At 68.1% G+C, this 13,101-nt stretch carries 13 protein-coding genes; 5 read left to right on the top strand and 8 right to left on the bottom strand.

Annotation, left to right across the window (positions count from 1 at the left end; genetic code table 11):
* Window positions 1-4 precede the first annotated feature (4 nt).
* Window positions 5-1,264 carry a TonB-dependent receptor gene (locus tag JI745_RS04150; protein ID WP_201803985.1) on the bottom strand — a complete coding sequence of 420 codons (1,260 nt, stop codon included), beginning with the start codon at window positions 1,262-1,264 and terminating at the stop codon, window positions 5-7.
* Between the two features lie 96 nt (window positions 1,265-1,360).
* A complete protein-coding gene (locus JI745_RS04145) occupies window positions 1,361-1,636 on the bottom strand; it encodes a hypothetical protein (protein WP_201803983.1) in 276 nt (91 codons plus the stop codon).
* A 162-nt stretch (window positions 1,637-1,798) separates the two neighbouring features.
* On the opposite strand from JI745_RS04145, the gene JI745_RS04140 reads away from it, so the two are divergent.
* From JI745_RS04140 to JI745_RS04130, 3 genes are all read left to right on the top strand, one after another.
* The gene (locus JI745_RS04140) at window positions 1,799-3,301 is read left to right on the top strand and encodes a tannase/feruloyl esterase family alpha/beta hydrolase (RefSeq protein WP_201803981.1); all 1,503 of its coding nucleotides are present in this window, start codon (window positions 1,799-1,801) and stop codon (window positions 3,299-3,301) included.
* Window positions 3,302-3,315: 14 nt separating this feature from the next.
* Entirely contained in the window at window positions 3,316-3,852 is a 537-nt protein-coding gene (def, locus tag JI745_RS04135) for a peptide deformylase (RefSeq protein ID WP_201803979.1), read from the top strand.
* Between the two features lie 115 nt (window positions 3,853-3,967).
* Window positions 3,968-6,109: a DUF6600 domain-containing protein gene (locus tag JI745_RS04130; protein WP_201803977.1), complete on the top strand. Its 2,142-nt coding sequence runs from the start codon at window positions 3,968-3,970 to the stop codon at window positions 6,107-6,109.
* Between the two features lie 22 nt (window positions 6,110-6,131).
* On the opposite strand, the gene JI745_RS04125 is transcribed toward JI745_RS04130, so the two are convergent.
* On the bottom strand, window positions 6,132-6,806 hold the full coding sequence (locus JI745_RS04125; RefSeq protein WP_236674898.1) for an arylesterase: 675 nt from the start codon (window positions 6,804-6,806) through the stop codon (window positions 6,132-6,134).
* Between JI745_RS04125 and JI745_RS04120 the strand changes: the two genes are divergently transcribed.
* Window positions 6,805-7,479, top strand: coding sequence for an ABC transporter ATP-binding protein (locus JI745_RS04120; protein WP_201803976.1), 675 nt, complete (start codon window positions 6,805-6,807; stop codon window positions 7,477-7,479). The two genes, JI745_RS04125 and JI745_RS04120, sit on opposite strands and share 2 nt — an antisense overlap.
* 51 nt (window positions 7,480-7,530) lie before the next feature.
* Here the strand turns inward: JI745_RS04120 and JI745_RS04115 are convergent, their stop codons facing one another.
* From JI745_RS04115 to JI745_RS04095, 5 genes are all read right to left on the bottom strand, one after another.
* Window positions 7,531-8,364, bottom strand: coding sequence for a peptidylprolyl isomerase (locus tag JI745_RS04115; RefSeq protein ID WP_201803970.1), 834 nt, complete (start codon window positions 8,362-8,364; stop codon window positions 7,531-7,533).
* 105 nt (window positions 8,365-8,469) lie between these two features.
* Window positions 8,470-8,736: a BolA family transcriptional regulator gene (locus JI745_RS04110; RefSeq protein ID WP_201803969.1), complete on the bottom strand. Its 267-nt coding sequence runs from the start codon at window positions 8,734-8,736 to the stop codon at window positions 8,470-8,472.
* A gap of 6 nt (window positions 8,737-8,742) precedes the next feature.
* Entirely contained in the window at window positions 8,743-9,399 is a 657-nt protein-coding gene (locus tag JI745_RS04105) for a septation protein A (RefSeq protein WP_201803967.1), read from the bottom strand.
* Between the two features lie 38 nt (window positions 9,400-9,437).
* Window positions 9,438-9,839, bottom strand: a complete 402-nt coding sequence (gene msrB, locus JI745_RS04100; RefSeq protein WP_201803966.1) for a peptide-methionine (R)-S-oxide reductase MsrB — start codon at window positions 9,837-9,839, stop codon at window positions 9,438-9,440.
* Window positions 9,836-11,323, bottom strand: a complete 1,488-nt coding sequence (locus tag JI745_RS04095; RefSeq protein WP_201803965.1) for a YdiU family protein — start codon at window positions 11,321-11,323, stop codon at window positions 9,836-9,838. Before JI745_RS04095 ends, msrB begins: the two co-directional genes overlap by 4 nt.
* Before the next feature lie 117 nt (window positions 11,324-11,440).
* Between JI745_RS04095 and JI745_RS04090 the strand changes: the two genes are divergently transcribed.
* Window positions 11,441-13,084, top strand: a complete 1,644-nt coding sequence (locus tag JI745_RS04090; protein WP_201803964.1) for a 3-(methylthio)propionyl-CoA ligase — start codon at window positions 11,441-11,443, stop codon at window positions 13,082-13,084.
* Window positions 13,085-13,101: the final 17 nt, after the last annotated feature.

Here is a 13,101-nt window from a genome sequence, read left to right as displayed (position 1 = left end):
CTCCTCAGAACGTGTGAGCACCATGGGCGCCGAGGCTCATGATGTACTGCAGGAAGACCTGGCGGTCGGTCCCGTCGCCTCGGCTGCGGTCGGCGGCGAACTGCAGGCGCACGCGGCTGAACTCCGAGGGGGCGTAGTCGAGCATCACGGTGCTGCGCTCTGGCGTGGCCTTGGCAAGCGACGGGAAGTCGGCCGCGGTGAGCGTGCCGTTGTCGACCAGGCCGATGCGCGCGGTGCCCGAGTCGAGCCGGTCATAGCGTGCGCCCGCGCGCCAGCGGGGCATGAACTGGTAGACCGCCTGCGCGTACCAGCCGCTTTGCCGGCTGCGGTAGCTGTCGCTGAACGGGCCGCCCACGGCCGAGTCGTTGTCGAAGCTCAGGTCGCCGCTCTCGCGACGCTGGAAATACTCGGCCTGGACCTTCAGGTTGCGCTGGGTCGCGTTGCCCTGCGGCGCCCACTTGTAGACGGCATCGAGCACCCAGGTCGTGCTGCGGCCGGTGAAGCTGTTGACGATGGCCGTGCCGCCGGCATCGGTGTCTTCGAAGGCCCGGTCGGTCGCGCGATGGCGCAGCCATGACACGCCTGCGCGCCAGCTCGAGCTCGCGCCGAGGTCATCGCCCAGGTGCGCGGTGAGCGCGAAGACGCCGGCGCCGTTGCGCGAGGTGTCGCTGCCGGGGAAGCTGCGGCCCGCGCCGACCTCGGCGCCCAGCTCGATGAAACGGTCGGTCGGGGCGAGCCAGCGCAGTTGCAGGCCGTCGTTCTTGAAGGCGCCGCCGAAGAAGGCCTGGTAGGCCAGCGGTGCATCGGCGAAGTCCCAGGCGTGGGCATGCTGGCCGTTCAGGTAGCCGATGGACGACAGGAAGCGGCCGCCTTTGAGCGTGGCGCCGTTGAAGAGGCCGGTGCGTTCGAACCAGGCCTCTTCCACCTCGACCTCGTTCTCGGGCGTCACGGCGGCGGTGAAGCGGCCGTTGAAGGTGGGGTCGATGGCAGCGGTGAGGGTGAGCTCCGATTCGCCGAGCTGGAAGCTGCGCCCGCCGGGGCCGATCTCGCCGCCGCTCGGGATGAAGCCCTGGAAGCGGTAGGTCTCGGGGTCGCGCGAAAGCCTGGCGTAGGTGCCGTTGAGGATGAGCGAGATGGCCGGGTTGAACGAAGACGACGGCGTGGAGGCCGGGGTGGCTGGCGGGGTGGCTTGTTGGGCGGAGACGAACGAGGGAAGGGACGCGGCCAGGCAGGCGCCTGCAACCGCAAAGCGGAAAGCGAACATGAGAACGAAGTCCTGTGTCTGAAGAATGGAAGGCCCCCACCGCTGCAGAAGGCCGCGGTGGTGCGGTGACTTGCAGTGCGCAAGCCGGGGCTCAGGTCACAGGAAGACGGGCGGGGCGCGGGCCTGGAAGTGCGCCGGCGGGCGCTGGGCCGCGGAGGCGATGGCGGTGACGCCCGGCAGCACCGCCTCGGCGGCCATGACGGCCCATCCGTGCTGGCTGGCCAGCGCCTGCCCGAGGTGGGCGAGGGTGAGGCAGACCTCGCAGGCCTTGTCGGGCGCTTGCTGGCGATCGTCGCCGCCGGCCTGGTGCACGTCGGCGGAGCCGTGGTGCGAGAGCGCGTGCAGGTACGAGAGCTGGGGCGCAGCCACCAAGGCCAGCGCCAGCCACAAGACTCGCCATGAACGCAGGAAGGATCTCAAGGTACAGCCAGTTGCAAACCCGGCTGCATTTTCTGGCGGGCCGGCAGGGGGCGAAAGCTAACACAGCCGCAGAATGTCGCAAAGCCATGCGGTCAAGCATCCAGGGAGGACGCCATGCATCAGACCCAGCACCCCATTCGATGGGCGACCCTCACGCTGCTGGCCCTCGGGCTGGCGGCCTGCGGCGGCGGCGAGAGCTCTGCCGCCGCGAACCCGTGCACCAGCCTCGCCGGGCAGACGGTGGCCGGCGCCGCCATCAGCCGCGCGACGGTCGTGCCGGCCAACGGCGGCATCGGCGAGTACTGCCGTGTCGAAGGCTCGGTGCGGCCGGGCTTCCTGTTCGAAGTCCACCTGCCCACGCAATGGAACAACAAGCTGGTGCAGAACGGCGGTGGCGGCTGGGACGGCGTGCTGCAGCTCGTGCCGCAGGCCTCGATCTCTTCGTACGTGCGCGTTGCCTCCAACGGCGGGCATGTGGGTGACCCGCTCGATGCGTCCTGGGCACTCAACAACACGCAGGCGAAGAACGACTTCGGCTACCTCTCGGCCCACACGACCCTCGGTGTGGCCAAGGAGCTGGTGCGGCGCCGCTACGGCCGCGATGCGCAGCGCCATTACTTCCAGGGCTGCTCCAACGGCGGGCGCGAGGCGCTGATCGCGGCCAGTCGCTACCCCGCCGACTACGACGGCATCCTCGCGATCATGCCGGCCGTGAGCTTCACCGAGCTCTTCCAGGCCTTCATCCGCAATGCGCAGGCCTACAGCGCGCCAGGAGCGGCGATCAACTCGAACAAGGCCCGCGCCATCGCCACCGCGGCGGTCAACCAGTGCGACTTGAACGACGGGCTGCGAGACGGCCTGGTCGGTCAGCCCTGGGCCTGCAACTTCGACCCGGGCTCGCTGCAATGCACCGGCGCCGACAACGACAGCTGCCTCACCGCCCCGCAGGTGGCGGCCGCGCGCACCATCTACTCCGAGTACCGCTTGCCCAACGGCACGCTGGTCTACCCCGGCTGGAGCCCGGGTGGTGAAGACATCGGCTGGCCGGGCTGGATCGGCAACCCGCCCAACCAGCCGCTGGCCAACCAGTTCATCTTCGCCGACGGCCTGGTGCGCTACTGGCTGGCCAACGACCCGAGCTACAACACGCTCGCCAACTTCTCGCCGGCCAACTTCCAGCCACAGCTCGCCGCGGCCGCGGCCACGCTGGACGCATCGCCCAACCTCACCACCTTCTTCGCCCAGGGGCGCAAGCTGGTGCTGGTGCATGGCACGCACGACTGGGCCATCAGCTACAAGGGCTCGGTGAAGTACTTCGTGGAGGCCGGCGTCATGTCGGGTGGCGACGCAGTGCGCGACGCCAACATGGAACTCTTCCTGCTGCCCGGGGTGCAGCATTGCGGCGGCGGCGTGGGGCCTTTCTTCGTCGATTATTTCGATGCCACGGTGCAGTGGGTCGAGACGAATTCCCGGCCCTCGTCGCGCAGCCTGGTGGTCTTCGGCCCCGATGCGAACGGGCAGCTGAGGACGCGCCCCTTGTGCCGCTTCCCCACCTTCGCACGCTACGTTGCCGGCAACGAGGCATTGGCCTCGAGCTTCACCTGCTCGCTCTCCTGAACCAGAATGCCGGCATGGCCATACGAGACATCCTGAAGATGGGCGACCCGCGCCTGCTGCGCGTCGCCAAGCCGGTGCAGCAGTTCGACACCCCCGAGCTGCATGCGCTGATCGCCGACATGTTCGACACCATGCATGCCGCCAACGGGGCCGGGCTGGCGGCGCCGCAGATCGGCGTGGACCTGGCGCTCGTGATCTTCGGCTTCAAGAAGAACGAGCGTTACCCCGACGCGCCGCCGGTGCCCGAGACGGTGCTGCTCAACCCGCAGATCACGCCCTTGTCCGACGACGAGGAAGAGGGCTGGGAAGGCTGCCTCTCGGTGCCCGGCATGCGCGGCGTGGTGCCGCGTTTCGCTCGCATCCGCTACACCGGCTTCGGCCCACGCGGCGAGCGCATCGACCGCGAGGCCGATGGCTTCCATGCGCGCGTGGTGCAGCACGAATGCGACCACCTCATCGGCAAGCTTTACCCGATGCGGGTGCGCGACTTCCGCCGCTTCGGCTTCACGAGCGTGCTGTTCCCCGAACTGGACCCGGCCGACGACGATTGAGTTGCTGAACGCGGCCCGATTGCGAAGAAACGTTTCTGTGGTCAGCGCAGGGCGCGCGGGGCGCGTTGAAGCGGAACCGCGGCTCATTGCCGGCGCTCGAACGCGAGACATGCCCATGAAACAAACCTCCTTCGCGGCCCCCCGCCCTGCGTTCGCCCAGTGGCTGGGCCTCCTGGTCGGCCTGATGCTGCTGAGCCTGCTGGTGCTGCCGGCCGGCGCGGCCGAGGCCGACGACCCGCCAAGCCGGGCTGGCCGGGTGGCCGACGTGCGGGGCCAGGTGTGGATCTACGCCACCGACACCCAGGAGTGGATCACCGCCGTGCGCAACCGGCCGGTCACGACCGGCGATCGCCTGTCCACCGAGAAAGACGGCCGGGCCGAAGTGCGCATCGGGTCGACCGTGCTGCACCTGGGTGCCGACACCGAAGTGGAAGTGCTGCGCCTCGACGACGATCGCCTGAGCCTGCACCTGCACGGCGGCAGCCTCGCCGCGCGCCTGCGCACCCGCGAGGCGGCCGATGAATTCAGCCTGCGCACCGATGAAGGCACCTTCGTCACCGAGCGTGCCGGCCAGTACCGCTTCGACCGCGACGACAACACCAGCGTCGTCACCGTCTCCGACGGGCTGGCCCGCTACGAGGCCGATGGCACGGCGCTGCCGGTGCAGCCGGGCCAGCGCGTCGAGTTCTGGCGTGAGCGCGGTGCGCCGCAGTACTCGATCACCGATCCTCGCCGCGATGAGTTCGCAAGCTGGGTCGCTGCCGACACCGCGCGCGACGAGCGAAGCGTGTCGTCGCGCTACGTCTCGCCCGAGATGACAGGCGTGGAAGACCTCGATCGGCATGGCCGCTGGGAATCGGGCACCGAGTACGGTGCCATCTGGATCCCCCGCACCGTGGTCGCCGGCTGGGCGCCGTACCGCATGGGCCACTGGGCCTGGATCCACCCCTGGGGCTGGACCTGGGTCGACGATGCGCCCTGGGGCTTCGCACCGTTCCACTACGGCCGCTGGGTCTGGTATCGCAATGCCTGGTGCTGGGCGCCCGGCCGCTACGTGGCACGGCCGGTGTATGCACCGGCGCTCGTGGCGTGGGTGGGCCGCCCGGGGGTGAACGTGTCGGTGCGGGTCGGCAGCGCGCCGACGGTGGGCTGGTTCCCGCTCGGGCCGCGCGAGGTCTACGTGCCCGGCTACCGCGTGAGCCCCCGCTACGTGCAAAACGTCAACATCACCCACGTCACGCGCGTCACCAACGTCACGACGATCATCAACAACCCCGGCCAGGTGATGGCCAACACCCGCTACGTGAACCGCGGCCTGCCGCAGGCGGTGACGGTGGTGCCGTCGCAGGTGGTGGAGCGCCGCCAGCCCGTCGGGCGGGCGTACACGCCGGTCAATGAGCGCACCTTGCGCGAGTTCCACAACGAGCGGCCGCGGGCCCAGCCGCCGGTCGTGGCGCCGCCGCGATTCGAGCCGGGCACGCCGCGGCAGGTGGTCGACCCGCGCGCATCGCGCCCCGGCATGCCTCGCCCCGTGACGGGCCGCGATGCGGAAGCGGGTGGCCCGCGGCCGCCGGCCGTGATCTCGGCGCCTCGCACACCGGATCGTGACCCGCGTGATGGCCGTGACCCCCGCGAGCAACGCGACCCGCGGGACGGGCGTGACTGGCGAGATGGGCGTGAGGCGCGCGACGGGCGAGACGCCCGCGATGGCCGGGACCCACGTGATGGGCGAGACTGGCGCAACGGTCGCGATGACCAGAACGGCCGCGATGGGCGTGGTGGGCGGGATGCGCAGATCGGCCGTCCGACACCGCCGCCGCCTCAGCCGGTGCAGCAGCCCGCTCAACCGGCGCAGCCGCCGCAGCCCGGCTTCATCGGGCGGCCTGGTGTCGGTGCGCCGGACCGGCGCCCGGACGATCGCCGCTCCGACGAGCGTCGGCCGGATGAGCGTCGCCCTGACGAGCGCCGCACCGAGCCGCGCGAGCGGCCCGAGCCGCCGCGCATGGCACCGCCGCAGGTGCAGGCGCCGCAGCCGCGGCCGATGCCCGCTCCTCCTGCGCCGCAGCCCCAGCCTCAACCTCCGCAGATGCGGCCGTTGCCGCCGCCGCAAATGGCGCCTGTGCAGCCGCCTGCTGCGCGGCCGCCGATGGCGCCGCCTCAGCGCGATGCCCAGGTGCCGCGTGTGCGGGAAGACCGTGAACGGCCCGACCGCCCCGACCGCGGCGAGCGGCCGGAACGCGGCGAACGCATGCGCTGAGACAGGAAGCCTGCTGCTCCGCTCAGCGCAGCAGCGGCTTCAGCCCGGCCCACACGTTGGCCAGCATGGTCGGGTGGGCCTGTGCCGTCGGGTGGATGCGGTCGGCCTGGAAGAGCTTCTCCGGCTCGGCCACGTCGGCCACCCCTTTCAGCAGGAAGGGCACGAGCGCCACGTTCTCCGCCTTGGCCACGGTGCCGAAGAGGGCCGCGAAGTCATCGCTGTAGCGCCGGCCGTAGTTGGGCGGCACCTGCATCCCGACGATCAGCACCTTTGCGCCGGCGGCCTTGGACGCGCGCGCCATCGCGAGCAGGTTGTCGCGCGCCGTGTTGAGCGGCAGGCCGCGCAGGGCGTCGTTGGCGCCGAGCTCGATCACCACCAGCGTGGGCTGGTGCTGCTTGAGCAGCCCAGGCAGGCGCGAGCGACCACCCGAGGTGGTGTCGCCGCTGATGCTGGCGTTGACGATGGTCGCGTTCTGCTTGTCTTGCGCGAGCTGCTTTTCCAGCAGGGCGACCCAGCCCTTGCCGCGCTCGATGCCGTATTCGGCCGACAGGCTGTCGCCCACGATGAGGATGGTGTGGCGGGTCGCGGCCCAGGCGGGCAGCCCCGCCGATGTGGCCACCAGCGCAAGCGCGGTACAGTGGGCCAGCAGCGATCTGCGCTTCATCGCCGTCGTTTTCGATTCCATCTTCTGATCCATGTCCGAATCCATCATTGCCGTCGAACACGTCACCAAGCAAGTGCAGGACGTGAGCGGCCCGTTGACGATACTGCATGACATCGACTTCACGCTGGCACCGCGGCAATCGGCCGCGATCGTCGGCGCCAGCGGCTCGGGCAAGAGCACGCTGCTGTCGATCATCGCGGGCTTGGATACGCCGACGAGCGGTACGGTTCGCCTCGCCGGCACCGATTTGTTTGCCCTCGACGAAGACGCCCGCGCCGCCGCGCGTGCCGCGAAGCTCGGCTTCGTGTTCCAGAGCTTCCAGCTGCTGGGCAACCTGACGGCGCTGGAAAACGTGATGCTGCCGCTGGAGCTGCAGGGGCGGGTCGATGCACGCCTGCAGGCGCAGGAGATGCTGCACCGGGTGGGCCTGGGGGAGCGGCTCACGCACTACCCGAAGGTGCTCTCGGGCGGCGAGCAGCAGCGTGTGGCGCTTGCGCGGGCCTTCGTGGTGAAGCCCGCGGTGCTGCTCGCCGACGAACCCACCGGCAGCCTCGACTTCGCCACCGGCGAGCGGGTGATGGAGCTCATGTTCGAGCTCAACCGCGAGGCGGGCACGACGCTCGTGCTGGTGACCCACGACCGCAGCATCGCGGCGCGCTGCGACCGGCAGTTGAGGATCGAGGCCGGCAGGCTCGCAACGAGCTGAAAAACAAGAAGGCGCTCCGAGGAGCGCCTTTTTTCTGTCTCTGAGTCGAAATCAGCCCGAGGTGAACTTGTAGTCGGTCTTGGCCTTGCTCTTGATGTCGTCGCGGTACTTGGTGAGCTTCTGCTGGACCAGGCCCTGCTGGATGCGCGGCTTCACCTCCTCGAGGCTCGGGAACTGCGCTTCGCGCGTGTCTTCGAGCTTGATGATGTGGTAGCCGTACTGCGTCTTGACCGGCGTCTCGGTCAGCTCGCCCTTCTTGAGCGCCGACAGGGCCTTCGCGAATTCGGGCACGTAGGAGTCGGGGGCGGCCCAATCGAGGTCACCGCCGTTGGCGCCGGAGCCCTGGTCCTTCGAGTGCTTCTTGGCCAGCTCGTCGAACTTGGCGCCGGCCTTGAGCGCCTTGATCAGGTCCTTCGCCTCGTCTTCCTTCTCGACCAGGATGTGGCGGGCGTGGTATTCGGCGCCGCCGGCCTGGGCCTTGAACTTGTCGTACTCGGCCTTGATCTCGGCGTCGGTCACCGGGTTGTTCTTGTTGAAGTCGTTGAAGAGCTCGCGGATCAGGATGCTCTGGCGGGCCAGCTCCATCTGCGCCTTGTAGTCGGGCGAGCGCGCCAGGCCACGTTTCTCGGCTTCCTGCATGAACATCTCGCGCAGCACGACTTCGTCTTTCACCTGCGCCTCGAGTTCCGGCGTCTTGGGCTGGCCGCCGCGGGTGGCCTGCTGGAGCAGCACGTCGACGCGGGTCTTGGGCACGGCCTTCCCATTGACGATCGCCACGTTGCCGGCGACTTCGTCCTTCGACTTGCCCGGCTCCGCGCAGCCATGCAGCAGAGGGATGGCCACGACGAGCAACGATGCACGGGCGATGTTGGACAGCTTGTTCATGGGCGGATGCCTTTCAACGGAGAGATTTCGGCGGAGAACTCGGAGAGGGCGAAGGGGTGTCGTCGCCAGGGCGTGCGGCGTCTCGTGAGACGGCCTGTGGTTGCGTCAACCTTCGCCGGGGGCCCGGGCGTCGATCGCCAGGGCGTGGATGCCACGGGGCATCAGAAGGTGCAGGGCATCATAAACGAGGCGATGCCGCTTCAAGCGGCCCACACCGGCGAAGCGGCTACTGACGATGCGCACGCTGAAGTGCCGGCCTTCGCGGGCGCCGGCATGGCCGGCATGCAGGTGGCTGTCGTCGGTGATGGCGAGCTCTTCAGGCTGCAGCTGCTCGCGCAGCGCGGCCTCGATCTCCGAGGCGGTGACCGGCATGGCAGCTCAGGGCGTCTTGTCGGCCGGCGCAGGCTCGGCGGGCTTGGGCTCGTCCTTCAGGTAGCGGCTGATGAAGATCACCTGCGCGGCCATGAAGACGAACATGCACACCGTGATGCCGAATACCTTGAACGTCACCCAGGTCGACTCGGGGTAGCTGTAGGCGACGTAGATGTTCAGGAAGCCCATGAACGAGAAGAAGGCGACCCAGATGATGTTCAGGCGCTGCCACACGAAGTCGGGCAGCTCGATCTCGCCACCCATCAGCGTGCGCAGCAGGTTCTTCTTGAAGACCACGCGACTGAGCCACAGGCCCACGGCCATCGCCCAGAAATAGCCGCTCGGCTTCCACTTGATGAAGGTCGGGTTGTGGAACCACACCGTGGCGCCGCCCAGCACGACCACGAGCGCCAGCGTGATCCACAACATCATGTCGATCTTGCGGCGCATCAGCTTGAGGGCGGCCAGCTGGATGAGCGTGCCGCCGATGACGGCGATGGTCGCCAGCAGCGCGGGCGCTTCTTCCGCCCGGATCACGCCGCCCGAGACGAAGCCCGAGAAGTACTGGTTGGCGATGCCGGTCGCCCATTCGACATTCCTGCCGGCAAGCATGTAGACACCGAAGAAGAGCAGCAGCGGCAGGAAGTCGAGGAGGAGTTTCATCGCGAATCAGGGGCGCGCGGGGGCGCACGGGTGGCGGGTCAGGGCGAGGGCTTGAAGTCTATCGCCGCCGAATTGATGCAGTAGCGGTCGCCGGTGGGGGCAGGGCCGTCTTCGAACACATGGCCCAGGTGCGAGCCGCAGTTGTTGCAGCGAACCTCGATGCGCACCATGCCGTGGCTCTTGTCGACCACGCGCTCGATCACCTCGCTGTTGATGGGCTCCCAGTAGCTCGGCCAGCCGCAGCCGGCGTCGAACTTGGTGTCCGACTTGAAGAGCGGCGTGCCGCAGCCGACGCAGTTGTACTGGCCACGCTCGAAGTGGTCCCAGTACTTGCCGGTGAAGGCGCGCTCGGTGGCGGCGTGGCGTGCCACTTCGTATTGCATCGGGTCGAGCTGGGCTCGCCACTCCGCATCTGACTTTTCAACCTTGTACTTGCTCATGATGAACACGACACCTCGATGGCTTGCGCCCAGTCGGGCGGGAAATCGGCATACGCCGAATGCTCGGGCTGTTCGTCGTAGGGACGCTCCAGAACTTTCAGCAACTTGTGTGTCTCGCTGAAGTCACCTTGCCGGGCGGCGCGGATGGCCACTTCCGCCAGGTGGTTGCGCAAGACGAACTTGGGGTTCGCGCGGTTCATGCGCTGCGCGCGCTCCTCATCGACGCTGCCTTCGGCGCGCAGCCGCGCGCTATAGCCCGCCGCCCAGGCGTCGAAGGCGGGGCGGTCGAGGAAGAGGTCGCGCACCGCGTCGTTGCGCGCACCCTCGGCGCTGCTGAACTGCGCGAGGCGGCGGAAGGTGATGCTGAAGTCGGCCCGGTCGGCGGCCATGAGCTTGAGCAGGCCATCGATCAATTCGGCGTCGGCATCCTGCTCCGTGGCCAGGCCGAGCTTGGCGCGCATGTGGCGCTTGAGGGCCTGCGGGAACACGCTCTTGTAGGGCTCGAGTGCGGCGAGCGCCGCGTCGGGGTCTTCGATCAGCGGCATCAGGCCCTGCGCCAGGGCGTGCAGGTTCCAGAAGGCGACGTTGGGCTGGCGTGCATACGCATAGCGGCCCTGGTGGTCGGAGTGGTTGCAGACGTGGCCGGGGTCGAACGCATCGAGGAAGCCGAAGGGCCCGTAGTCGATGGTGAGCCCGAGGATCGACATGTTGTCAGTGTTCATCACGCCGTGGCAGAAGCCGATGGCCTGCCACCACGCCATCAGCTCGGCCGTCTTGCGCGCCACCGCTTCCAGCAGCGCGGCGTAGGGCTGCGCCAAAGTGGCGCACTCGGGGTAGTGGTGTTCGATGACGAAGTCGGCGAGCTGGCGCAGCGCGTCGTGGTCGTCGGCGGTGTGCGTGAAATGCTCGAAATGGCCGAAGCGGATGAAGCTCGGCGCCACACGGGTGACCACTGCGGCGGTCTCGACCGTCTCTCGCCGCACGGGAAGCGCCGAGCCGGTGATGCACAGCGCGCGCGTGGTCGGCACGCCGAGTGCGGCCATCGCTTCGGAGCAGAGAAATTCACGGATCGATGAGCGCAGCACGGCGCGCCCGTCGCCCATGCGCGAGTAGGGCGTGAGTCCGGCACCCTTGAGCTGGATTTCCATCGGGCCGCTGGCGGTGTCGAGCTCGCCGAGCAGGTGCGCCCGGCCGTCGCCGAGCTGCCCGGCCCACACGCCGAACTGGTGGCCGCTGTAGACGCTCGCGAGCGGCTTCATGCCAGGCAGGGAAGCGTTGCCGCTCAAGACCTGCAGCAGGCTTTCGCGGTCGCTTTGCAGGCCGAGCATCTCGGCGCAGCGCTCGCTCCAGGCGACCCAGTGCGGATCGGGCAGGCCTTGTGGCTGCAGGGCCGTGTAGAAACGGTCCCCCAGCGCTGCAAAGCGATTCGGCCAGCGCCGATCAAGCACAACCGACGCGTTCGCGCCATCGACAACTTCAACCATCACGGCAGTGTAGCGAGCGGCTCCTGCTCTGATTTCTCTAGGGGTAAACAGTAGAAATCGCCGAGGGAAGGCGTTCCTATCATCCGCTGCATCGCAGCAATCTCGAGAGGTAAGGACATGGCGCACCTGATGGGCCAGATGATGGAAATGCCGTTGATGATTTCGTCGCTCATCACGCACGCCGCGCGGCACGCGGCCGACACCGAGATCGTCTCCAAGCGCACCGAAGGAGACATTCACCGCTACACCTACAAGGACTGCGAGCTGCGTGCCCGCAAGCTGGCGCAGGCCTTCGCGCGGCTGGGCTGCGAGCCCGGCGACCGCGTCGGCACGCTCGCCTGGAATGGCTATCGGCACCTCGAGATCTATTACGGCGCCTCGGGCTCGGCGCTGGTGTGCCACACCATCAACCCGCGCCTCTTCCCCGAGCAGATCGTCTGGATCGCCGAAGACGCGAAGGACCGCGTGCTGTGCTTCGATCTGACCTTCCTGCCGCTGGTGGAGAAGATCGCACCGCTGCTCAAGAGCGTGAAGCACTTCGTGCTGATGACCGACCGTGCGCACATGCCGGCCAGCAGCAGCCTGCCGGGCCTGCTGTGCTACGAGGAGCTGGTGGAGGCCGAAAACGGGCAATACGCCTGGCCCGAGTTCGACGAGCGCACGGCGTCGAGCATCTGCTACACCTCGGGCACGACCGGCAACCCGAAGGGTGCCGTGTACAGCCACCGTTCAACGATGCTGCACGCCTACGCCAGCGCCTTGCCCGATGCGCTGGGTTGCTCGGCGGCCGACACCATCCTGCCGGTGGTGCCCATGTTCCACGTCAACGCCTGGGGGCTGCCGTACTCGGCGGCGCTCGTGGGCGCGAAGCTCGTGATGCCGGGCCCGCACCTCGACGGCAAGTCGCTGCACGAACTTTTCGAGACCGAGAACGTGACCTTCAGCGCGGGCGTGCCCACCGTGTGGCTCGGGCTCATCAACTACGTGAAGCAGAACGACCTCAAGTTCAGCACCTTCAAGCGCACCGTCATCGGCGGCTCGGCGTGCCCGCCGTCGATGCTGCGCACGCTGCAGGACGAATTCGGCGTGGAGGTGATCCACGCCTGGGGCATGACGGAGATGTCGCCGCTGGGCACGCTGGCCAAGCTCAAGGGCAAGCATCTGTCGCTCAGCAAGGAGGCGAGGGAGCGCCTGCAGTTCACGCAGGGTCGCGTGGTCTATGGGGTCGACATGCTGATCCTCGACGACGACAACAAGCCCCTGCCGTGGGACGGCAAGGCGTCGGGCAACCTCGTGGTGCGAGGGCCCTGGATCATCGCGAGCTACTTCCAGCGGCCCGAATCGCCGCTGGTGAAGGTGGACGGCCTGGAGTGGTTCCCGACCGGCGACGTGGCCACCATCGATGCCGATGGCTTCATGCAGATCACCGACCGCAGCAAGGACGTCATCAAGTCCGGCGGCGAATGGATCAGCTCCATCGACCTCGAGAACATCGCCATGGCGCACCCTGCGGTACATGAAGCGGCGGCCATCGCGTGCAAGCACCCGAAGTGGGATGAGCGGCCCTTGCTGGTCGTCGTGAAGAAGCCCGGCATGGAGGTCAACCGCGAAGAGCTGCTCGCGTTTTTCGAAGGGCGTATCGCGAAGTGGCAGATCCCCGATGACGTCGCCTTCGTCAAGGAAATCCCTCATACGGCGACCGGCAAGATCCAGAAACTCAAGCTGCGGGAGACATTCAAAGACCACCGACTACCGAGCTGATTTCTGGCTGTTCTGCA

Source organism: Piscinibacter sp. HJYY11, from assembly GCF_016735515.1.
Taxonomy (GTDB): domain Bacteria; phylum Pseudomonadota; class Gammaproteobacteria; order Burkholderiales; family Burkholderiaceae_C; genus Rhizobacter.
This window is presented reverse-complemented; position numbering and strand designations above follow the sequence as displayed.

Excerpts from the sequence above, each read along its gene's own strand:
- JI745_RS04115 (WP_201803970.1), bottom strand. The coding sequence starts at position 8,364 with ATGAACAAGCTGTCCAACATCGCCCGTGCATCGTTGCTCGTCGTGGCC.
- JI745_RS04110 (WP_201803969.1), bottom strand. The coding sequence starts at position 8,736 with ATGCCGGTCACCGCCTCGGAGATCGAGGCCGCGCTGCGCGAGCAGCTG.
- def (WP_201803979.1), top strand. The coding sequence starts at position 3,316 with ATGGCCATACGAGACATCCTGAAGATGGGCGACCCGCGCCTGCTGCGC.
- msrB (WP_201803966.1), bottom strand. The coding sequence starts at position 9,839 with ATGAGCAAGTACAAGGTTGAAAAGTCAGATGCGGAGTGGCGAGCCCAG.
- JI745_RS04150 (WP_201803985.1), bottom strand. The coding sequence starts at position 1,264 with ATGTTCGCTTTCCGCTTTGCGGTTGCAGGCGCCTGCCTGGCCGCGTCC.
- JI745_RS04125 (WP_236674898.1), bottom strand. The coding sequence starts at position 6,806 with ATGGATCAGAAGATGGAATCGAAAACGACGGCGATGAAGCGCAGATCG.
- JI745_RS04140 (WP_201803981.1), top strand. The coding sequence starts at position 1,799 with ATGCATCAGACCCAGCACCCCATTCGATGGGCGACCCTCACGCTGCTG.
- JI745_RS04120 (WP_201803976.1), top strand. The coding sequence starts at position 6,805 with ATGTCCGAATCCATCATTGCCGTCGAACACGTCACCAAGCAAGTGCAG.
- JI745_RS04130 (WP_201803977.1), top strand. The coding sequence starts at position 3,968 with ATGAAACAAACCTCCTTCGCGGCCCCCCGCCCTGCGTTCGCCCAGTGG.
- JI745_RS04090 (WP_201803964.1), top strand. The coding sequence starts at position 11,441 with ATGGCGCACCTGATGGGCCAGATGATGGAAATGCCGTTGATGATTTCG.
- JI745_RS04095 (WP_201803965.1), bottom strand. The coding sequence starts at position 11,323 with ATGGTTGAAGTTGTCGATGGCGCGAACGCGTCGGTTGTGCTTGATCGG.
- JI745_RS04105 (WP_201803967.1), bottom strand. The coding sequence starts at position 9,399 with ATGAAACTCCTCCTCGACTTCCTGCCGCTGCTGCTCTTCTTCGGTGTC.